Source organism: Bartonella sp. AP150HLJHH (assembly GCF_042196385.1).
In the GTDB taxonomy this organism is placed as follows: Bacteria; Pseudomonadota; Alphaproteobacteria; order Rhizobiales; family Rhizobiaceae; genus Bartonella.
Genome location: NZ_JBHIQC010000021.1, coordinates 1 through 21655 on the forward strand (window position 1 = coordinate 1; position 21655 = coordinate 21655).

Genomic DNA, 21655 nt, shown 5'->3' on the forward strand with positions numbered 1-21655 from the left:
TGATTCGCAATCATTAAGAGACGTGTTGCAAAATCCTATTCCCTAACTTTTATTTACGCGTCCCTCACTGTAAAAAATATATGGAAAATCAATAAATTATTTTGGATAAAAAAGAACATGGTGCCCAAAAGAGGATTCGAACCTCCACGCCTTACGGCACAGGTACCTGAAACCTGCGCGTCTACCAATTCCGCCATCTGGGCTTATAAAATTCATCTAAGCGTATGAAGCAACTCTGTCAATAAAATTATAGAATTTATTTTTTCAGCTTAAAACGATAGCATTGAACTTTTGAGGGAGATCATGATTTTAGAAGTTTAAGGTGTGAGGACTGTCTTTGATAAAATTGTTGAATCCGGATTAAATGTGTAAATAATAGGAATGCCGGTCGCTAATTCTTGAGATATAATTTCCTCACCGGAGAGACCTTCAAGCGCCATAATAAGAGCACGAAGAGAATTTCCATGTGCTGCGATCAAAACAGTTTGGGAGCGCAAAATATAAGGCTGGATATGGTAAAGATAATAAGGCCAGATGCGTGCACCGGTATCGCGTAGGCTTTCTCCATTCGGCGGCGCAATCGTATAGGAGCGGCGCCACATTTGCACTTTCTCCTGCCCCCATTGTTGGCGTACTTCATCTTTATTTAAACCAGAAAGATCACCATAATTACGTTCATTTAATGCGGGATTTTTTATCACTTCTAAATCTGATTGTCCCATTTGCTCTAAAATGTGCTGAGCGGTTTTTTGAGCTCGCTGTAAGGCAGATGTATAAGCGATATCAAACCTCAAACCATATTCTTTCAGTTTTTTTCCTGCTGCTATCGCTTCTGCATGACCTTTTTCTGTTAAATCGGGATCTTTCCAACCGGTAAAAAGGTTTTTGAGATTCCATTCACTTTGTCCATGACGAATTAGTGTAAGTATGCGTCCCATTATAAATTGCCTCTATTCTATTGATTGTTTAAAATTCATCGTTCAATCCCAAAACATCGAACATTGAATAAAGACCGCTTTCATGATTTTGTGCCCATAAAGCTGCTTTTAATGCGCCATTGGCAAAGATAGAGCGTTCTTGCGCTGTATGTGAAAGAACAATGCGCTCATTGGAACCAGCAAAAATGACACTGTGTTCTCCAACAACTGTCCCACCACGTGAACAGGAAAAGCCAATGGCGCCTTTTTTGCGTTTACCTATATGACCATTGCGTTCGTTGACACACACATTTTTAAGCATAACATTGCGGCCTTCAGCTGCTGCTTGGCCAAGAAGAAGGGCTGTTCCAGAAGGAGCATCAACTTTGTTAGCGTGATGCATTTCATAAACTTCGATATCAAAATCATCGGCTTCTAATGCTTTAGCGGCTTTCTTTACAAGGTTGGCTAAAAGATTTATTCCAAGGCTCATATTTCCGGATTTGACAATTGTTGTATATTTCGCAAAATCTGCAATTTTTTCTTCTTCTGTTTTGCTAAATCCTGTGGTGCCAATAATATGGACAAGGCTTTTTTGAGCAGCGTAGTTAGCATAAAGAATACTGGCTTCTGGTTGTGAAAAATCTAAAATACCTTCTGTATTAGAAAAGGCATTTTCGGGATTGTCAGTGATACTAATCCCAAGAGAATCTGAACCAATTAAGGCACTGGCATCTTTTCCTACAAACGGTGAGCCTTTACGTACAAGAACAGCACAAAGCTCTACATCTTTCCTCTGCTGGATTGCTGTAATGAGTTCACGTCCCATTCTTCCATTTGCACCAACAACTGTAAGGCGCATTTTTATCTCCTTATGATACTTTACTGTGCAGTATAGGCAAATTCTTGCCTTCTTTCCAATGGTTCTTTTTCTTTATAGAAATTTTTTTCCTTCTTTAATTTATCTTGTTGTGCTGTAAAACACTGTTGTTTAGAGCAAGTGATATAAGATCTACAAATTTAAATAGAGATGTTTTTCGTTAGAGTGTGAGATGAATATTCTTAAGTAAGGTTTGCTTATGAAACCTTATGAAGATTGTGCATTACTTTACGCTTTTTTTTCGTTCTTTAAAGGGGAGCGTTCTTCATGCAAAATAAGATCTCTCAAACAAAATAGACCTATGTTGTCAATTCATGCGCTTTTCTTAAAGAAATATTTATCAATTCTTCTAAACTTATTTTATGATAGTGCTCGTGAGTGGTATCACGAGAGAATATCCATGAATAATATAAAATCTATTCTGCGCCACTATCTTTATGCTTCATAAATAGAGCAAATCAACATTATCATACGTTTTGTTAGCCTTTAATGTTTTAACTTAGTCATTTTCACTCATCAATTCCATTTGTGACGCATAAGAAAACGATTATTTATCATTGTATATCAATACGTTATCCATAAATAAAATCACGTAAAAGGGGGGCAAGGGCTAACAAGAAGTTGGATTGTTTACACACGAGAGTTGGGCGGATTCTTCATCTTTTAGGAAAGTCAGTTGAAAAAATTATTATGTTGTAAAAACGCATGATGAGGCTTTGTTTATTATAGAGAAAATAGGATATATATTATGCAATGCGTTTTTTCATATATTGGGGAGAATGGAGTATAACATGCGTTAAGTATTGTTATTTTATTTGCCTAGCTTCTAATGATGCTACAGCTCTTGTATTTAAAGAGAGTCTTTAAAATCCTTTCTTAAGTATTTTTTATCCCTGTGCTGATCTTTTTTGTGACACGATAAGAAAGTGATTTTTGTGATTCAATTATAATGGGTTTTATTCTCTGTTTAATACGATCATAAATCAATATATTATTATATTGTTTATACGCATGCATAAAAATTCATAAACCTATAAATATCCTTTAGATAAAATATCACTTTTATTTTTGTTTGTGAGAGAAGGCTAGAAATCAAGATCTGCATAGTGAGCACTTGCAACAATTCCGCGGACGCGATCTGTTAAAAGAGAACGAAAAGAAGGGCGTGATTTAATTCTCATATACCAGTCTTTGGCAGCAGGAGATTGTTCCCAGTCAATTTCCCCTAGAAAGTCAAGTACAGAAATAGAGGCTGCTGCTGCTAGATCTGCATAGGACAAGGCAGAACCGACTAAGCTATCGCGAGAGGCACAGAGCCAATTGAGATAGTTCATATGTGGTAAAATATTGGCACGTGCATTGCGTAAAATTTGTGAATTAGGAGCACCACCGCCAATGGCAAGTGGCATTTCACGTTTATGGATTCGTTCTCGTACGATATGGCGCGTTGCTTCATTTTCGAATTTATTTAAGAACCAGTCATTGAGACGGCGTACTTCCGCACGATCTAAAGGATTTTCTGGAAAGAGCTTATTTTCTTGTCGTAAACTTCCATGTGTTTCGTCTAAATATTCGCAGATAACAAGAGGACCTGATAATGGAACCTCGTGTTCATCGAGAAAAACAGGAACATGACCAGCGGGATTGAGGGCTAGAAATTCGTGTCTTCTTGCCCATTCATATTCTTCAATCAGTTGAGTGGTTACACCATATTCCCCAAGAATGAGGCGTATGAAGCGCGAGGCAGAGGATAGGGGAGAGTGAAAAAGTGTCAGCATAATTTACACTATCAAATAGAGTTGAAGAGAATTCTTTCAAGTAATCATTTTTATAAAGATGCTTGACTAGAAGTACAAGATCATTAGTAGTTGCTAGTAATTATAATTAATAAATTGTTAATGACTAGGAATTGTTCTCTTATGCGATGGTTTGCAAAATGGCAGCACGTAATTCTTCTAAACCGATAGCTTTTTCTGAAGAGGTTACAAGAAGCTCAGGATAAGCTGCTGGGCGTTTAAGAAGCTTTGTTTGTGTGCTCATAATTAATTTTTCCAAAGCATTTGATTTGATTTTATCGCTTTTTGTCAAAACAATGTGATAAGAAACAGCTGCTTTATCAAGGAGAGCAAGAACATCTTCATCATTATTTTTGATTCCGTGCCGTGAATCAATCAAGATATATACACGTTTTAACGTTGTGCGCCCCCGTAAATAGCTAAAAATCAAATTTGTCCACGCATCAACAAGATTTTTAGGAGCAGCAGCAAAACCATAACCAGGCATATCTACTAATGCTAGAGGGGGAAGGTCTCCTAGTTGCCCACTGAATCCATCGGGGACAAAATAATTAAGCTCTTGAGTCCGTCCTGGTGTATTTGAGGTACGTGCTAAGCTTTTTTGTTGGACGAGTGCGTTGATTAAAGATGATTTTCCAACATTGGAACGACCTGCAAATGCAATTTCTGGTGGTCCTTCAGGGGGGAGAAAGCGTATTTCTGGTACACCACGAATAAAAATCCAATTGCGAGAAAAAATTCCAGAAAGGGAAGAATCTCTTGTCATTCATGCACTTCTTTTTTGGGTGATCTTCTCCAGATGGCTTTCAGATTATCAAAAAGCTCAATTTTAACTCCTTGGCGCTTCATCATGATACCTTGCTGAATGATTGATAATATATTGTTCCATGCCCAATAGATGACGAGACCAACAGGGAAAGAGGCGAGCATAAAAGTAAAGACAACAGGCATCCATGTGAATATCATCGCTTGGGTTTGGTCTTGAGGAGCAGGATTCATACGCATTTGTAAAAACATCGTTATTCCCATAATCAAAGGCCATGCACCAATCATAAGAAATGTTGGCGTTGTATATGGCAAGAGACCAAACAAGTTAAAAAGAGAAGTTGGATCGGGTGCCGCTAAATCTTTAATCCAGCCAAAGAAAGGGGCATGGCGCATTTCAATAGTGATATAGAGAACTTTATAAAGAGCAAAGAATATTGGGAATTGAACCAACATTGGCCAACAGCCTGCAAGGGGATTTATTTTTTCGGTTTTATATAGATCTATTATTGCCTTTTGTTGTTTGGTTTGGTCATCGGGATACTTTTCTTTTATTTCTAGCAACCGCGGTTGTAAAAGCTTCATGCGTGCCATAGATTTATAAGATTTATTGGCTAGAGGGAAAAGAAGAGTTTTTAAGAGAACTGTGACAAGAAGGATGGCGATACCAAAATTCCCTGTTTGTTTATAAAGAATATCAATGAGGGAAAACATTGGTTTGGTGATGAAATCAAACCAGCCCCAATCAATTAAAAGAGCAAACTTTTTTATTTTTAGGTCATTTTGATAATTATTAATAATTTCAACTTGTTTTGCACCAGCAAAAAGACGATTTGTAACAGTTTTTGTTTCATTTGGGGCAATCGTTAAAAGCGACCCTAGCAAGTCAGACTGATAATGCGTTTGCAAACGATCAAAATAAATAAAACGGCTTGTATATTCTTTATTTTGCGGGGGAATAACTGCTACAGCCCAATATTTATCGGTAATACCAATCCAACCTCCTGTTACTTTGGAAAAAGTCATGCTTTTTTGCCCATTATCAGGATTTGGGTCAAGCTCTGCTAAGGTTTTATATTTTTCAGTTTTGAGCGAATCTCCTGCAATACCTATCATACCTTCATGAAGTAAATAGGTTGCATTTGTATGTTCTGGTGGTGCAGCACGTGCAACGCGGGCATAGGACGAGAGATGTATTGGTTGATCACTTTCATTGCTGATAGAATCCTCAATGGTAAACATGAAATGATTATCAACAGAAAGGGTCCGCCGGAAGATTTGTCCCTGTCCATTATTATAAATTAAAGTGATGGGTGTTGAAGGAGTCAGGATTGTATTGTTTCCCTCTATTTGCCATTTTGTATCCGATTGTGGCAAGGCTTTTGCTGGCAAAGACGCACTTGCAAAACCAAATTCAGCAAGGTAGGTTGTTTTGAAACCTTTAGGATTTAGCAAATCGATTTCCGGTGATTTTTTATCGACTGTTAAACGATATTTTTTGAGGTGAAGATCATCAAATTGTGCACCAACAAGATTAATAGAGCCTTCCAGTTCATTGGTTTTGATCGCAATACGCTCTGTTTTGTCCAATACAGCTTTCCGGATTTCAGGTGTCATGGGCTGTTCGATGATAGATGTAGCTTGATACGTTGAGGTATCATCAGAAAAATCTGTCGTGGTAGTAGAAAGGGCTGATTGTTGTTTTGACAATTGCTGTGCGATGACTTGTTGTTTTTGTAACTTTGCTTGTTTGGGAGCAACATGAAGAAATTGCCATGCGATGAGCACTACGAAAGATAAGCCAATAGCGATAAAGAAATTGCGATTATATTCCATCCGTACACCCTTGTTGTTGTTGCTGATGTTTAATTTTTGGTTTTATTCGCCGATTTAATTCACTAATCAAGGATGTAAAAGGTGCATGTAACACATCACGGTACGCTACAATGACATAGTCTGTTCCTGCTTCCATGTGGTTTGTTACACCAACTCTTACGGCCTCACGCAAGCGCCTTTTGATACGATTACGTTTCACAGCGTTACCGTTTTTACGGGTAACAGTGAAGCCTACACGTGCAAAAAGAGAATTTTTTCTTTCTGTTGTTTGTTCACGAGATTTAACTTCGAGCAAAAATAAAGGACCACGTCGTTTTTCTCCTGTACGGACAGCCAAAAAGTCTGCTCTTTTGCGAATACGGCAGGGATGTTTTTTCTTCATAAAAGAATATTTCGCAATTTCATTAAATGCCTGCAAGCAGACATTGTAGGTTCATAATAAAAGTTTCACAACGAAGAAACGATGAGCAATCCTCAACGGTTGTGAAAATTTAAATGGTTAAGCAGAAAGCCGCTTACGTCCACGAGCACGTCTTGCAGCAATAACTTTACGTCCTCCTGCTGTGGCCATGCGTGCACGAAACCCATGGCGGCGTTTACGGACAAGTTTAGAGGGTTGGTAAGTACGTTTCATTTATTTAAATACCGCGGAGTGCGGCCCTTCTTAATCTTCGTTTTATGAGTAGTTATGCGCGAGATAAACAATTTTATCCTATCATATGGCTGTTAACCCATAAGGAAAAATATAAAAAAAGTCAATCTTAGATTGTTTTTCTCTCTCTTGAAAGAATACAAAACACCTTATAACTATCTGTAACGCTTTTTACAATACTGTAGGAGTGTTAGAAAATAACGATTGAATCTACAGAACATAAATGGCTAGGGCCTTAAATAATTAAAGAAGGTGTGACTAATTACTGCTATGCTCAATTTAAAATATCCTTTAAGATTAAGAGTTTTTTTCAGTTTTTATTTTTACAAAATTTTTATCAGAATATTCATTAAAGTGGTTGTAACACAAACGTGATTGATAGGATTTTATAGCAGATTTTATGTTTGAGCTTCTTTATTTTAAGGATGGTTTCATATTTTTAAAGAGATAAGAGATGTATACTTTATAATGCTGAGTAAAGTAGAAAATTATCAAGTGATGAACAAAATTATCAGGTGATGAACCTTGTAAGTATTTTTCGTTCTTATGCTTATATTTGCTAGTATTTTTATAGAGAGGAAAGAACATGGATCTTATCACAAGTGAGGCTGTCCGCAACGTATTACGTACAATCAAAGGACCAGATCTTGAAAGCGATATTGTGTCGTTGGGTCTTCTTTCAGAAATATTGATTGCTGATGGTAAGGTTTTCTTTTCCATTACAGTTCCTGATGGAGGTGTGCAAAAATGGGAATCATTGCGTCGTTCTGCTGAAAAGGTGGTATGTGCTTTGGAGGGAGTGAAATCTGCTGTTGTTACACTTACAGCAGAAAAAATAACAAAGACAGCACCTAGTCGGAGAGCCAATCTCTTACCGATCAAAATGCCCATAGAAGGTGTGAGGCATGTGATTGCTGTTGCTTCTGGAAAAGGAGGGGTCGGGAAATCTACGATGGCAATAAATATCGCCTTAGCTTTACAAGATTCTGGTTTCAAGACGGGGGTGATGGATGCTGATATTTATGGTCCTTCGTTGCCACGTTTGACAGGACTTGTTAATCAAAAACCACAGCTTATTGGAGAAAAAAAGCTTCAACCTCTTGAAAAATTTGGACTGAAATTGATGTCGATGGGATTTTTGGTGGAGGAAGAAAAGCCGGTGGTCTGGCGCGGTCCTATGGTTATGGCAGCTGTAACGCAATTGTTACGAGATGTTGTATGGGGCCCTTTGGACGTTTTAGTCGTTGATATGCCGCCCGGTACAGGGGATGCACAATTAACGCTTGCCCAACAGGTACAATTAACAGGTGCGTTGGTTGTTTCTACGCCCCAAGATCTTGCTTTAGTGGATGCGCGTAAAGCAATAGAAATGTTCATGAAAGTTAATGTTCCTATTCTAGGACTCATTGAGAATATGAGTTATTTTATCGCTCCTGATACGGGAAAACGCTATGATATTTTTGGCTATGGTGGTGCACGGGCAGAAGCAGAACGTCGAGAAGTCCCTTTCTTAGCGGAAATACCGCTTGATGCAGCTTTAAGATTTTCTTCAGATGAGGGAATCCCTATTTTTGTTGCTAAGTCTAGTGAAGAGCATGCTAAACTATATCGTAAAATTGTTGATCAAATAAAAAATCAACTCTTTTGAATGGGGGGGTGTTTAAGAGAGTTTATTAAAACACAATCATGAAAGACATAAAAATAGTCGCTTCTTTGTAAGAGGAAGTTTTAATGTGTGAATGGAATATATAGGTTAAATAAACAAAAAATTATTCATGCGTTTGGATAACCTGAAGGGGAACAAAATTGAAGAGCTAGAGCCGTGAGGTAGAAAAAATATTGGACTTGAGGCAAAAAGAAGAAGACCGAAAATAAAAATAATTTAGAAAAATTGTAAAAGGTTGTAAAAAATATTTTAAAAATCATTTTTTGATACGAGTTTTCTTGATATAAATCTTAAAATTTCTTTTTAGAAGCATTCATTTTTTGCAAAGTAGCTTCAAGAGCCATTGTTAAAGCATTCCTTCCCCCTTGTTGAGAAAAGTAATTTGACAAAAATTCATTTGTTCCACCCTTTGTTGAAAACTCTTTTTCAAGCAGTGAAAAATCGAGAGATACAGAACGATCCGTTGCTATAGTTTTACGCATTTCATCTGTAAGATTTCCAAACATCATGGTAAGGAATTCTGCTGATTGTTGTTTTTTTAACCCTTGTGTTATAAACCATTGATGGGCAGTTTCTATAAAATTAAAATATACTCCCATAAGTGAACCAGCTGTCATAAAAAGATTAAACTGCTCTTCCTTATCCAGCACCAATGTGCCCCCCAATGCATCAAATAAAGTGCGTAAAAAGGGATGATTGGGATAGATTGGTGTCAAATTTTTGCATTCTGCAACAAAAGGTAATGGAACAGCACGATAAACTTTATGATTAATCCACTCTTCTATTTCTGCTGCTTTTACCATAGCAAGTACGGAAATAATCAGCTGTTCTGGACGAAAACGAAGAGAGCACAAAACGTCTTCTGCAATTTGGTTGGGCAAGCAAAGAAAAACACAATCACTAACATCGAGCAACGCTTGGTTATTTTCAGCAATCATAACTTTATCATAAGTACGTGAAAGGCGCTTTGCTGTTTGTGCATTGCGAGGCGAAACAACAATGGAAGAAACATCAAAGTTGCTTGTCATTAAGCCATTCACCATTGAAGCACTGATTGTACCCGTTCCCAAAAAGCCAAGTCTCATTATCTATTTCTCAGTTTCATATTTTAAAAGGAATTTCAATCAACATCTCAGGTGTTTTAACTAACATAAACGCTAATTGAAGAAGCAACACATAACATAGCAAGAATAATCAAAACCAAATAGATTTTGGGCTTGTCAAAGAGAACGGCAAAAGCAGAAAACCAACCAACAACAGCTGCGGCTAATGCAAATAAAAAACCTGGTTTATTCATAAGCACAATATGCATTGCCATTAACCCACCAATAATTAGCGCTCCAAAAATGATGAGCAAACCTGTTGCAAACTTTTCATAATCATCCATATTTCGCTCCTTATAGCGCTCAATTATTACACACTTTTTAACGCATATGCACATAAAAACGAAATGTTTTTTATTGAATATGGTTAAAACGGGGAGGCCTTTTATTGATCAGATGTAAAAAATGCAGGGATATGCTGTGGCCAACGCCAAGGTAAAATTGCAATTAAATCAAAGCGTACAGACAAAAGGGCATAATCTTTTTGCCGTGCGAGCCAAATATTGGCAGCTGCCTCAATTCGCTTTTCATTCATTCGGGAAACCGCTTCCATTGCTTCAGCCAACGTTGAACGTGCTTTAACTTCAACGATTAACACAAGATTTCCGCGTCGTGCAATTAAATCAATTTCTCCACATTTTGTTTTAAAACGCCTTTCGGCAATGTGAAACCCTTTGCAACGTAGCCACCAAGCTGCCAATTTTTCTGCACGAATCCCTCGATAAAAAGACTTTTGTCTGCGTTTTTTTTGTATTATTTTACGCATTTTTTAAAAAGATTAATCGCTGAAAAAGTTCTTGCTTTTTTAAACCGGTTTTTTTTGCAACAAAAGCTGCCGCTTGAGCAGCAGAATGTGTCCGTGCGCGTTCTAATAGCATTTCATCAATTTCTTGATCACTTATCACATTTAAAGAAGAAGATGATTCTCCAACAAGTACAACAATTTCCCCACGAATATGTGCTTGTTTTCTGTAATTTTCTAACAAATTTCCCAAATTGGAAACATCTACTGTTTCAAACTTTTTTGTTAATTCACGACAAATGGCAGCAGGTCGATTAGCCGAAAAAAGTGTGACCATATCCTGTAAAGTTTCAACAAGACGATGCGGTGATTCATAAAAAATCAAAGTTGCTGGAATCTCTTTTAATTGTTCCAACCGTTTTCGGCGCTGTAGCTTTCGTGCACTCAAAAAACCTGCAAAAAAAAAGCTATCCGTAGGAAGCCCTGTCGGTATAAGAGCGGCTAAAAGAGCGGATGCTCCAGGAATAGGAATAATTTTATGACCAGCTTTACGGGCCTCTTCTACCAATCGAAATCCAGGATCAGAAATAAGTGGTGTTCCGGCATCTGAAACAAGTGCTACTGTTTTGTTTTCTGCTAAAGCCGCTAAGAGCTTCGGACCCGCTTTTTGCGCATTATATTCATGATAGAGAAAAGGTTTTTTTTGAATGCCGTAACGTTCCAACAAAACACGTGTTACTCGCGTATCCTCACACGCTAAAATATCAATTCCTGCAAGCACTTGCAAAGCACGAAGCGTAATATCTGCAAGATTTCCGATAGGTGTTGCCACAAGATAAAGCCCTGATTCTATAACGGGTGCAGAATAAGCATGCGCACCTATAAAATATGCTTTTTCACACATGCTCTTTTCTTTTCATTAAATTCTCCTCACCACAAGATTTTTATCCATACTCATAAGCCATTTTGGCTCATTTTTTACCAGCACATTTTTTATCATTACAAAGGCTTACCTTACTCGAATAATCAATTACACTACAATAAGATAATTTCATATTTAACGTCTTAATTTAACATTATTATCTATTTTGATCCGCGTTATTTTTTCCAGTAAAACAAATTCCAAATGTAACCAATATTCTATCAGCTCCATGATTTTCTATAAAGTTTTTCCTTCGAGAACCAAAAAACAACTTTACTCATGTTATAATCTCATGCTTCTTTGTGCTCTTTGAAAAGCTAAGCTTTTTAGATTATTTCCATAACGCCGATTTTTCAAATATATCTATTGATATCCAAACTGTTTTTCTGAGCAAATGTAAACAGCCCCTTTTGAAACACATACAGTTAACTGGCAGCTGACTGTATTGTTATTGATCAAATATAAGCTCTTATCAGCAAAATACTTTATTTTTTCATATTCTCTACAGCTTTAACAGTATAATGAGTACCTTAGAAAAGTTTAAGGCTAAATTTTATCTTAAAGATTTGATTTATAATGGAAAATTTATTATTTTGCCTATTAATTAGGAGCTTTAAATATCGTAACATTATCTCAGCTCTTCTTATAGTCAATTAATCAAAATCATTTTTGTGCATCTTGAAACCTCCTTAAAACAAAGATTATCGCCTCATTGGAGATCGCAGAGAAAATAATGCTGTTAGCTTGTACTTTTTATTTCATAAATATGGAACTGTTCGTTCACAGGATTGCGTTATACCTTTTTCGAATAGTGTCGCAAAATTATTGTTTGATATGAGAGCTATCTCTTAAAAACAAGCCCATGACTGAACAACACAAGTCTGCTTTAATTTTGGATACCTTATTTTTTCTGAAGGATATGCTCCCATAAAAAAACGTAAGTAATAAAAGCGGGGACAATACGTTATCTCTTCTTTTTAGAGGATATTGTGATGCTTTTGAAAGTTTTAAAACCGAATGGACAGATGATAGTAAAGAGGAAAACAGTTTTTTCCTTTCAGATTTGATGTTCTTGCTAAATGAAGCTGTATTTTCGTTTCAGAGATTACCCAAATAGAATATGCAATATTTTTGCTCTAGCTACAAAAGCTGGAACGGCGTGCAGAGCTTTCATTCACCTTAATCTTTCTTTTAAATATACCACTTGTGTTCAATTTGGATGTTGATTTACAAGCAATAGCGAAAGCACAAGCTTTATAAAAAAACAACTCTATAAAACGCGTCATAGAGTGGTCATGAAAGCTATTTTGTTTTTTATCAGGTGTTTTGCTAATAGCGATAGTCTCCATGGCTTGGCATCTGCTTATTTTTACGGTATTTGTACACATTCATTGCAGTATATTGGTAAAGGGCAGTATATTGGTAAAGGTTAGATGCAAGGCGATTATCTTTAATGCAAAAATAAAAGGTTAATGTGAGATTAAAGATTTTTTCGTGTCATTATCAGTAGAAACATTATAAAGGGCTTGAACGAGCATGCTCTTTATCTCTTTATCTCACGATGTTTTTTCTACATTCATTCGTGGTTTTCTTGAGTGAGCATTACTTGGCAAAGTGTAGGAGAAAAAATAAATGTGAAGCGCATCTTCAGGGGGCTCTTGGCTAGTTAAAACGATTGATGTTTCTTATGAGAGGGCTAAAAGCATTTTGGATCATATGGGAGAGGGGATAAAGTAGAACGGGCTTATTTTCCTTCAGGTTTTCGAGAACCGCGACTGTTCCTTTATCGCAGAATTGTCAAGAATATATTTATTATTGTTTTGTCATTTAAATAAAAAAATTTTGATAAAAATATGTTATGTTTTTCTATTGAAAAAATTCATGCGGTGAAGAGAGTATTTTATATGAGAATAGAGTTCTTTTTACATTGTGAAAGAACGTATGCAGGAAGGTGATTGATAGATTTCTGATCTGAGGGAAATATTTTTATCCATTGCGTTTTGTATATTTCAATTTTAGGAAAATGAACAATGATTATACATTGGGGAATTACATATTGGGATAGAAGGGGCCCTCATTGCCTTGCGGACAGATCCAAGTGATATTTTGGTTTGGATCTTTGATATCGCATGTTTTACAATGTATGCAATTTGAAGCGTTTATCATATAAGTCAGATGATCATTATCCTCTAGCCACTCGTAGACAGCGGCGGGGCAATAGCGTGTAGAGGGTCCTCCATAGATTGCATATTCAGAGTCCTTTTGCTTTTTTAATGAGGCTATTTTTAAATGACAAGGTTGATTTTCTTCATGATGCGTATTGGAAAGGGCAACACTTGAAAGGCGATCAAAGGTTACAACGCCATCTGGTTTTGGGTAAGAAATGGGTTGAAATTTTTCTGCTGGTTCAAGGCATGCATAATCTTCCTTTCCGTGGGAGAGTGTTTTAAATAAGGAAAATCCGAACAGTTGTTGCCACCACATATCAAAACCAGCAAGTTTAATTCCATATTTTGTCCCATATTTTGCCCAGAGCGGTTTGGCATTTCGCACTTTATAAAGATCTTTGCCAATGAGCCCTTTTCGCCACTGTTCTTCGATTTCTTTAACCTCATCATGGGCACGCCCTTGTGCGAGAGCGGTAGCAATTCTATCGGCAGCTAATATGCCAGATAAGATGGCATTGTGTGATCCTTTGATACGAGGAACATTGACAAATCCAGCAGAGCAGCCAATAAGCGCCCCACCAGGAAAGGTGAGTTTTGGTACAGATTGCCAACCTCCTTCGCTGATAACACGTGCACCATAGGAAAGACGTTTTGCGCCTTTAAAGATTTTATAGAGTTTTGGATGTGTTTTAAAACGTTGAAATTCTTCAAAGGGAGAAAGATAAGGATTTTTGTAATCTAAGTGCACAACAAAACCGACAGAAATGATATTGTTTTCTTGGTGATAAATAAAGCCACCGCCACCGGTATTATTGTCTAGGGGCCAACCAGTGAAATGTTGTACTAAACCGCGTTGGTGTTTGTTGGGGGCAATTTCCCAGAGCTCCTTGAGACCAAGACCAAATTTTTGTGGTTCTCGATTTTTGCTAAGATTAAAATGTTGTATCAGTTGTTTTGCAATTGAGCCGCGTGCTCCTTCCGCAATCAGAGTATATTTTGCTAATAAAGCCATCCCAGGCATATAATTTTTTCCAGGGGTTCCATCTTTGTTAAGCCCCATATCACCGGTGAGAACACCAATGATAGCTCCGTTATCTTTTTGGATGATGGGTTCTGTTGCTGCAAAACCAGGATAGATTTCAACACCCAACGCTTCAGCTTTTTTGCTTAGCCAGCGGCAGACGCTCCCAAGCGAAACGATATAACATCCGTTATTTGATAAGATTTTAGGGTGCAAAATATTGGGAAATACTGTGGACTTTTGAGGCTTTAGAAAAAAAAATTGGTCCTGTGTGACAGGGGTTGTAAAGGGATGGTCGTTATCATTTCGCCATTCTGGTAAGAGTGTATCGATACCAATGGGGTCAACAACTGCGCCAGAGAGAATATGTGCACCAACTTCGGTCCCTTTTTCAACAATTGTGACAGAAAGCTCAGGATTAATTTGTTTAAAACGAATTGCGGCAGAAAGCCCTGCTGGTCCTGCTCCGACAATGACTATGTCAAACTCCATACTTTCACGTTGGTCATGCAGAAGTGCTTTCATGGCTTATAAAGCTTTCTCCAATTCTGGAATAATTTGGTGGAGATCACCTACAAGGGTGTAATCGGCAATTTGCATGATGGGAGCTTCTTCATCTTTATTAATGGCAACAATAATTTGTGCATCCATTATACCGGCTACATGCTGGATTGCACCGGAAATGCCAACGGCGATATAAAGTTCAGGGGCAACGACTTTTCCTGTTTGTCCAATTTGCCAATCATTGGGAGCATAGCCTGCATCCACTGCTGCGCGGCTGGCACCTAAAGCAGCATTTAATTTGTTTGCAAGAGGAAGAAGCAGGGCCATAAATTTCTTTTGAGAACCAAGACCACGCCCGCCTGATATAATAACACGTGCTGAGGTGAGCTCAGGACGATCACTTTTGTTTGTCTCTGCTTTTACGAAAGAAGAAAGATTTGGGTTGGGAGCTGGTGTTATTGTTTTAATGGGAGCAGAATTATTTTGGGAAGGCGTTGGGGTGAAAGAAGCGGTGCGAACTGTTATAATCTTTTTATAATCATTGGTGCGTACAGTTTCAAATGCATTGCCTGCATAAATTGGTCGTTTGAAGGTATTGGGTGAAAGAATGGCGGTAATATCTGAAATTTGCATAAGATCAAGAAGAGCTGCTACGCGCGGCATCACATTTTTCCCAGTACTGCTGGATGCTGCCATGATCACATCATAATCCTTTGCTAACATGAGAATTGTATCTGCCATAGGCTCGGCAAGTTGATGGGCTAAATAGTCTGCTTTTGCAATAAGAACTTGCCGCACACCATTAAGTTTAGCACTATTTTCCGCTATCGTTTGAATTTTTTCTCCGCAAACCAGAATATCGATATCATTACTGAGTACGCGTGCAGCGGTGAGTACTTTTGCTGTTTCTTCTGTATTATGATCGGCCAATAAAAGAATTGCCATAAGTTTTTGCCCTTTTATGTGAGTGTTGCTTTTACTCTAGTGGTGAGAATATTAAATGCAGTTCTTCTGTTTTAAGGCTCTGACAAGTTCTACTACATTTGCCACTTTTATACCGGATTGACGGGGTTTTGGCTCTTCAACGCTTAAAATTGTTAAGCGTGCTTTCGTATCGACGCCAAGATCAGTAAGAGATTTTTGTTCAATGATTTTCTTTTTTGCTTTCATGATATTGGGGAGAGAGGTGTAACGCGGTTCATTGAGCCGTAGATCGGCGGTCATAACCATGGGAAGGGGAAGACAAAGGGTTTGTGTTCCATTATCAACTTCACGAGTGACTGTAGCATGCCCATTTTCTATGTTAAGATGTGAGGCAAAAGTTGCTTGTCCCCACCCAAGAAGAGCAGCGAGCATTTGTCCTGTTTGGTTGCTATCGTCATCAATTGCTTGTTTTCCTAAAAAGACCATGTCGGGTTTTTCTTCATCAACAATGGTTTTGAGAATCTTAGCAATTGCTAAGGGTTCAAGTGTTTGATCCGTTGTGACAAGAAGTGCGCGATCAGCTCCCATTGCAAGTCCTGTTCGTAGAGTTTCTTGAGCTGCTTCTGGGCCAATTGAAACAAGAAGAACTTCTGAAATTTTACCGGATTCTTTTTGGCGAATGGCCTCCTCCACGGCTATCTCATCAAAAGGATTCATAGACATTTTTACGTGAGACAGATCAACGCCTGTACTATCCGGTTTGACGCGTATCTTGATGTTATAATCAACAACACGTTTGACAGCGACAATTATCTTCATAATGATCCTCTTTGTTTGTATGTTACAAGTTTATAGCAATACTCATAAGAAACCAAATTGTTTAGAATGAAGTCTCAATTTATAACTTGTGTTCTCTTTCGTATAAGCTTTTTTATGTTTACTTGTACTTTCTCGTCGTTATTTTCAATCTTCATATTTTTGCATTGCCATAATTGCCTTATTTGCTTGAATAAAAAGTAAAAAAATCAATCTGTCTTGTGAGAATATTCTTTTTTAGTTTCTTATGCTTTATTTATGATGGTGCAATAGGTCCTTTATGCAATGAAAAATTAAGTGAAAAAGATAAAAATGGGGGAATGATTTTGCTCTTCAAATCTTGAAGACAGAAAAATTAAAGATCTTTCTTTCAAATATTTTAGATAAAGATTGGGGAAAATATTTCTAACAAAAAAGTTTTTGGGAGTTCTTAAAGCTCTATTTACTAAAATAGAGCACACTTTCTCATCATTTGTTGCGATTCTTTTCAAAAAGGTTAATGAGGGGTAGGCTTGTGAATACGAAGGGTCATACGATCGACCAAGCGACCAAACAGGTTAGGAACGATAAAGTCTTTTCTTTTGTTGAACAGAAAGAGAGAATGGATACTTCTGTAGAAGTAACGATGTCGGATATTGCTCAAAAATTACGCACCGTTTATGCGCAAATGCAAATGAAGCATTCGCCTCGTTCTTTAATGCAGCAGAGTTCTGTAGAAGAGCATTTTAAATCTTACTTAGATGATATTAGTCGGGCCATTTTGGCTGAACATTATATACGTCGTCAAAGAGAAAAAAAGCTTTTCCAGTCTTTAGAGCAGATTAAAACAATTGTTCAAAGTTTGCAGAGTGAAAAAAAAAGCTTAGAAGAAGCAGCGGTAACACGACGGGTGTCTCGTTCAAAATCACCTGATTCTGTTGTACAAAAACTTGCTCACATGGAATGTGAGGGAAATCAAGAACGCTTATTACTTCAAAAGGTGCAAAATTATTCGAAAGAAAACAGCATAATTTCACTCCAAACAAATGTTGAAAATACGTTGCAGCAAGAAAATAGAAGCCCTTTGCCCAGTGATGCTCTGCAATCTGCTTTTAAAAAGGTTGAGGGAGTAGTGAAGCATGCTGTGATAAAAGAAAAGGGGATGATGGGTGCTCAGGCATCTAATCATTGCATTGAGAATGATTTTTCTTCTTTAAGGACGCAGTCTCGGGAACATGTGTCGTTTTTATCTTATTTGCTAAAAAAAGGTGTTCTTTGTTTTTTAACCGTTGCATTTGTGGTAGCGATAACGTTATGTTTTTATAGCTTTTTAAAAGGAGCTCGTTTTTTTTAATTTTTATGATGTTGACGTTAATAGATGTGAAATGTATTGCGCATTCGTGTTTGTGCGGAAGCTATAGCAACTAAAATTATCCTTTTAAACACGCAACAGAGATTATTGGAAAAGAGGATAATTGGAGAAGGATTCTCTAATTGTAAAAAAACCTCAAATTATCTTGAAGGTTCTGTAAGTGAGTATTTATTTACCAATTGCTGAAATGTCACTCAATATGCTGATCTTGATTGGTATGGGAGTCGTTGCTGGTTTTTTTTCAGGACTTTTTGGAATCGGTGGTGGGTTTCTCATCACGCCGTTATTGATTTTTTATAATATTCCTCCTGCTATTGCTGTTGGAACAGGTGCCAACCAGATGATTGCTTCATCTGTAACAGGAGCAATTACACATTTTAGAAGACGTACGCTCGATATTAAACTTGGTATTCTTTTGGCGTTTGGAGGAGGGATTGGTTCTTTAATCGGGATTCAGGTTTTCTCTGTTTTGAAAAAGTTAGGTCAATTAGATTTAATGATTTCGCTTCTTTATGTGATTCTTCTTGGAAGTGTAGGAAGCTTGATGATCGTTGAAAGTTGGTATGATATGATGCGCAAGCGTAAGGCAGGAAAAGCCAATATTCGTCTTGCTGGTCGACATAACTGGATTCATCGCTTACCCTTAAAAATGCGTTTTCGGACATCTATGATATATGTTAGCATTATTCCAGTTTTAGGGATTGGACTCATCGTGGGGTTGTTGTCTTCTATTATGGGAATTGGTGGGGGGTTCTTTATGATCCCAGCATTGATTTATCTTCTGCGTGTTCCAACCAGTGTGGTGATTGGGACTTCACTTTTTCAGATTACATTTGTGTCTTCTTTCACGACAGTTTTGCAAAGTATGACTAATCAGTCCGTTGATATTGTCTTGGCTTTTTTGTTAATGCTTGGAGGAAGTATTGGTGCGCAATATGGAACACGGGTTGGACGGAAGTTAAAGGCTGAACAATTGCGTATGGCACTTGCATTTTTAGTGTTGATTGTGTGTATGCGTCTTGCTTTTCAATTATTTATACGCCCTGATAATCTTTTCTCTCTGGATATTCTTATGAGATAAAAATGGGTAGATTATTTTCTTTATACATCATTACAGGTTGCTTTTGTTTTATTTCTTTTTCTACATGGTCACATGTTGGGACGCCAGCTACATTCATTGATCAAGTTGACCACGAAACTGTCCAAATTATTGTAACAACGAATACGATTACTGTGGATGCAAATTTTGCTGGTCGTGATCTTTATATTGCTGGTGTTTTAGAAAATATTGATCCGTTATATTCTCGACAGAACCGTTATGATATTGTTGTAAGCTTGGAGGGACAAGATCGGACAATGGTGATGCGAGAAAAAAAACGCAATGCCGGTGTATGGGTCAATACAGATTCTCTTATTTTTAAAAAGGTTCCTCTTTTTTACTCTATGGTCACAACACGTGAAATTGACGATATTACGAGCATTGAAGATTATAAACGCTTAGGGTTAGGATTACTCTATTTGCCATTGCAGACGGATGAACAAGATCAGAAAAAAATACAAATCTTTCGCGATGAACTTATAAAATTGCAAAAAGCTAAAAGCCTTTATTATGAGGAAGTGGGTGGGGTTCGTTTTGGTTCTGACACACTTTTCACAGCGCATTTTCGTTTGCCAGCAAATATCCCAGTTGGACATTATAAAGTTCGTGCTTATCTTTTTCGTGATGGACAGTTTATTGATAGTGCAACAACGACTCTTGAAATTGTTAAAGCACATATCACCTATACAATTTTTTATGCAGCGCACAAGTATCGTTTTTTATACGGTATTGTTGCAGTGATTATTGCTATTACTACAGGATTTTTGTGTCGTTTGATTTTTCGAAAAGATTAACGCAAGGAAAATGTTAAGGCTTTTATTTTTTATGAAAAATTCGTAAGATAAGAAAAATAGGCACAACAACAATAGCTCCTGTCATAGTTATATGGAAGAAATTTGTAAGCGTTATAAATCCTGCTTCCCATAGTGATTGAAAAAAATCGACTATTTTTTGTATGAGGTTTCGAGGTGTCCATCCCAAAAAATTCATTACGATACCAATGAAGAATGAAAGGATAAGCAATTTTAGACTAACGCGGCGTGATTTTCCTCCAAGAAACGCATGAAAAGAATCTAATAATTTTTTTTTTCGCTTCATTTTAATATACTTTCAAAGATCGTGTTTTTTATTGTATTATCATGGTACAGCGATGTTATTATCATAAAGGAAAAACATTTTTTTATTTTTTCTTACTTTTTGAGTTTATCACCTTAGTCTGGTTAACGGTGCTGGTTTTTGAAATATACACATGTTTTATTGCATTTTTTGCGATATTTTCATGGCGCTTCTTTTATTAAATGAAGGGATATCCTTTCGTCTCGAGAATTTGTAGAGAAATTTTATAACGTTTCAGCATTTCTTATCAGAGTGAGAGTTCTAGTATATTGAAGATTTTGTAACGAACTTATTATTGTCGTGTATAGAAATAATATTTCAAGACAGTTTACTTAAAAAAAGACTATCTATTCTAATAAGGGTGTGCTTATATAGGTATTATATTTAGATATTTCAACCTTAGTGCATTGAAAAGATCTTTTTTTCTGAAAAAATGTAAGCAATGAATTGAGTGTTGTTAAAGGAGCAAAGATATTAAAAATACGATGTGGAAAAAAGTTTTGTTATGTGTGGGTGCGTAAAGGAATATCAGGGGGAGCCTATGCTCCTTTTATTTAGAAATAAAATATAATTTAAAAGCTGTTATTTGGCAGAGGATTATGGAAAAATTCAAAATTCCTCTTGTAGGGGGAGGAGGTCATGTCGGTTGATGGGTGAATTTTCCTGTTTTGTTAAAATGTCAAATTGTTAGTAGAGCTCTTTGTTATTAAGGCGCTTAAGCTAACAAAGAAGAGTCTTTTGATGGCATAAAAAGGCGAGAGGAAAGAAGAGACAAGCTTACCCGACAAAAGAGAGAAAATAGTGGTTTTATAGTCTTCAATCGTAGGCGTTATGACATCATGAATAGGCTCTGTTATGGGGGGAGCATTCATTGTATGTCAGAGTGTTTGTTGTTGCATGTTTTGGTTTGTCTTGGCTTATAGCCATGGGTAGAAGTCCGTGGTTGGTAAGTGGTGTTGTTTGAAGGTTTTAATAATACTTTGTTTGAGGCGCTTATGGATCATCTAACCTTATTATTAAGCATGTGCTTGTTGTGTGGGAAATTTATATAGTAAACTTTAAAAGGAAAAGTCTATGAACTTGAAGAAAAAAATATTACAAAATAGCAGCTCTCTTGTTTCTGCTCTTATGGCATTGGCGATGGTTGCACAACAAGTTTCAGCAAAAACACCCGCTGATACCCTTGTGATGGCTTGGAATCTTGATGCAATTAGTACATTTGATCCCGCACAACTTAATGATGTTTATGGAAGTGAAATTGTTCGCAATGTTTGTGATAATTTGGTCAGTACTGCGACAAATGATCCTGCTAAAATGGTTCCCGCTTTAGCAACACATTGGGATGTTTCAGGTGATGATCACAGTACGGTGATTACT

20 protein-coding genes, 1 tRNA gene and 1 pseudogene are annotated in these 21655 nt (G+C 37.1%); 6 read left to right on the top strand and 16 right to left on the bottom strand.

Going from position 1 to position 21655, the window contains the following annotated elements:
- Positions 1 to 118: 118 nt before the first annotated feature.
- From ACFING_RS07615 to rpmH, 8 genes are all read right to left on the bottom strand, one after another.
- Positions 119 to 203, bottom strand: a tRNA-Leu gene (locus tag ACFING_RS07615).
- 114 nt (positions 204 to 317) lie between these two features.
- Positions 318 to 938, bottom strand: a complete 621-nt coding sequence (locus ACFING_RS07620) for a 2,3-bisphosphoglycerate-dependent phosphoglycerate mutase (RefSeq protein WP_375630331.1) — start codon at positions 936 to 938, stop codon at positions 318 to 320.
- 28 nt (positions 939 to 966) lie between these two features.
- Entirely contained in the window at positions 967 to 1779 is an 813-nt protein-coding gene (gene dapB / locus ACFING_RS07625; RefSeq protein ID WP_375621625.1) for a 4-hydroxy-tetrahydrodipicolinate reductase, read from the bottom strand.
- 1103 nt (positions 1780 to 2882) lie between these two features.
- The gene (locus ACFING_RS07630; RefSeq protein ID WP_375612254.1) at positions 2883 to 3575 is read right to left on the bottom strand and encodes a glutathione S-transferase family protein; all 693 of its coding nucleotides are present in this window, start codon (positions 3573 to 3575) and stop codon (positions 2883 to 2885) included.
- A gap of 139 nt (positions 3576 to 3714) precedes the next feature.
- Positions 3715 to 4359 carry a ribosome biogenesis GTP-binding protein YihA/YsxC gene (gene yihA, locus ACFING_RS07635; protein WP_375612255.1) on the bottom strand — a complete coding sequence of 215 codons (645 nt, stop codon included), beginning with the start codon at positions 4357 to 4359 and terminating at the stop codon, positions 3715 to 3717.
- On the bottom strand, positions 4356 to 6194 hold the full coding sequence (gene yidC / locus ACFING_RS07640) for a membrane protein insertase YidC (RefSeq protein ID WP_375612256.1): 1839 nt from the start codon (positions 6192 to 6194) through the stop codon (positions 4356 to 4358). Before yidC ends, yihA begins: the two co-directional genes overlap by 4 nt.
- Positions 6184 to 6576: a ribonuclease P protein component gene (rnpA, locus tag ACFING_RS07645; protein ID WP_375630332.1), complete on the bottom strand. Its 393-nt coding sequence runs from the start codon at positions 6574 to 6576 to the stop codon at positions 6184 to 6186. Before rnpA ends, yidC begins: the two co-directional genes overlap by 11 nt.
- A gap of 117 nt (positions 6577 to 6693) precedes the next feature.
- Positions 6694 to 6828: a 50S ribosomal protein L34 gene (gene rpmH, locus ACFING_RS07650; RefSeq protein WP_005864709.1), complete on the bottom strand. Its 135-nt coding sequence runs from the start codon at positions 6826 to 6828 to the stop codon at positions 6694 to 6696.
- A 604-nt stretch (positions 6829 to 7432) separates the two neighbouring features.
- On the opposite strand from rpmH, the gene ACFING_RS07655 reads away from it, so the two are divergent.
- On the top strand, positions 7433 to 8494 hold the full coding sequence (locus ACFING_RS07655; protein ID WP_375630333.1) for an Mrp/NBP35 family ATP-binding protein: 1062 nt from the start codon (positions 7433 to 7435) through the stop codon (positions 8492 to 8494).
- Between the two features lie 308 nt (positions 8495 to 8802).
- On the opposite strand, the gene ACFING_RS07660 is transcribed toward ACFING_RS07655, so the two are convergent.
- The 4 genes from ACFING_RS07660 to rsmI form a co-directional block, all read right to left on the bottom strand.
- Positions 8803 to 9597 carry a pyrroline-5-carboxylate reductase gene (locus ACFING_RS07660; RefSeq protein ID WP_375630334.1) on the bottom strand — a complete coding sequence of 265 codons (795 nt, stop codon included), beginning with the start codon at positions 9595 to 9597 and terminating at the stop codon, positions 8803 to 8805.
- 56 nt (positions 9598 to 9653) lie between these two features.
- Positions 9654 to 9899, bottom strand: coding sequence for a hypothetical protein (locus tag ACFING_RS07665; RefSeq protein ID WP_375612261.1), 246 nt, complete (start codon positions 9897 to 9899; stop codon positions 9654 to 9656).
- 101 nt (positions 9900 to 10000) lie between these two features.
- Positions 10001 to 10369: a YraN family protein gene (locus tag ACFING_RS07670; protein ID WP_375630342.1), complete on the bottom strand. Its 369-nt coding sequence runs from the start codon at positions 10367 to 10369 to the stop codon at positions 10001 to 10003.
- A 4-nt stretch (positions 10370 to 10373) separates the two neighbouring features.
- The gene (gene rsmI, locus ACFING_RS07675; protein ID WP_375630335.1) at positions 10374 to 11261 is read right to left on the bottom strand and encodes a 16S rRNA (cytidine(1402)-2'-O)-methyltransferase; all 888 of its coding nucleotides are present in this window, start codon (positions 11259 to 11261) and stop codon (positions 10374 to 10376) included.
- 1313 nt (positions 11262 to 12574) lie between these two features.
- Between rsmI and ACFING_RS07680 the strand changes: the two genes are divergently transcribed.
- Positions 12575 to 12712 carry a hypothetical protein gene (locus tag ACFING_RS07680; RefSeq protein ID WP_375621630.1) on the top strand — a complete coding sequence of 46 codons (138 nt, stop codon included), beginning with the start codon at positions 12575 to 12577 and terminating at the stop codon, positions 12710 to 12712.
- A gap of 616 nt (positions 12713 to 13328) precedes the next feature.
- Here ACFING_RS07680 and ACFING_RS07685 read toward each other — a convergent pair.
- From ACFING_RS07685 to ACFING_RS07695, 3 genes are read right to left on the bottom strand one after another with little or no spacing between them, the layout of a single operon-like run.
- Positions 13329 to 14993: a 4Fe-4S dicluster domain-containing protein gene (locus ACFING_RS07685; RefSeq protein WP_375630337.1), complete on the bottom strand. Its 1665-nt coding sequence runs from the start codon at positions 14991 to 14993 to the stop codon at positions 13329 to 13331.
- 3 nt (positions 14994 to 14996) lie between these two features.
- Positions 14997 to 15917: an electron transfer flavoprotein subunit alpha/FixB family protein gene (locus tag ACFING_RS07690; RefSeq protein WP_375630339.1), complete on the bottom strand. Its 921-nt coding sequence runs from the start codon at positions 15915 to 15917 to the stop codon at positions 14997 to 14999.
- Between the two features lie 51 nt (positions 15918 to 15968).
- Positions 15969 to 16715, bottom strand: a complete 747-nt coding sequence (locus tag ACFING_RS07695) for an electron transfer flavoprotein subunit beta/FixA family protein (RefSeq protein ID WP_375621633.1) — start codon at positions 16713 to 16715, stop codon at positions 15969 to 15971.
- Between the two features lie 511 nt (positions 16716 to 17226).
- On the opposite strand from ACFING_RS07695, the gene ACFING_RS07700 reads away from it, so the two are divergent.
- The 3 genes from ACFING_RS07700 to ACFING_RS07710 all read left to right on the top strand — a co-directional run bounded on the left by ACFING_RS07700 (position 17227) and on the right by ACFING_RS07710 (position 19956).
- On the top strand, positions 17227 to 18045 hold the full coding sequence (locus ACFING_RS07700; protein ID WP_375630340.1) for a hypothetical protein: 819 nt from the start codon (positions 17227 to 17229) through the stop codon (positions 18043 to 18045).
- Positions 18046 to 18223: 178 nt separating this feature from the next.
- Entirely contained in the window at positions 18224 to 19144 is a 921-nt protein-coding gene (locus ACFING_RS07705; protein ID WP_375630341.1) for a sulfite exporter TauE/SafE family protein, read from the top strand.
- A gap of 2 nt (positions 19145 to 19146) precedes the next feature.
- The gene (locus ACFING_RS07710; protein ID WP_273790722.1) at positions 19147 to 19956 is read left to right on the top strand and encodes a TIGR02186 family protein; all 810 of its coding nucleotides are present in this window, start codon (positions 19147 to 19149) and stop codon (positions 19954 to 19956) included.
- 22 nt (positions 19957 to 19978) lie between these two features.
- On the opposite strand, the gene ACFING_RS07715 is transcribed toward ACFING_RS07710, so the two are convergent.
- Positions 19979 to 20260: a DUF6460 domain-containing protein gene (locus ACFING_RS07715; protein WP_375621636.1), complete on the bottom strand. Its 282-nt coding sequence runs from the start codon at positions 20258 to 20260 to the stop codon at positions 19979 to 19981.
- 1092 nt (positions 20261 to 21352) lie between these two features.
- Between ACFING_RS07715 and ACFING_RS07720 the strand changes: the two are divergent.
- Positions 21353 to 21655: pseudogene (locus ACFING_RS07720) on the top strand (ABC transporter substrate-binding protein); the annotation flags it as partial.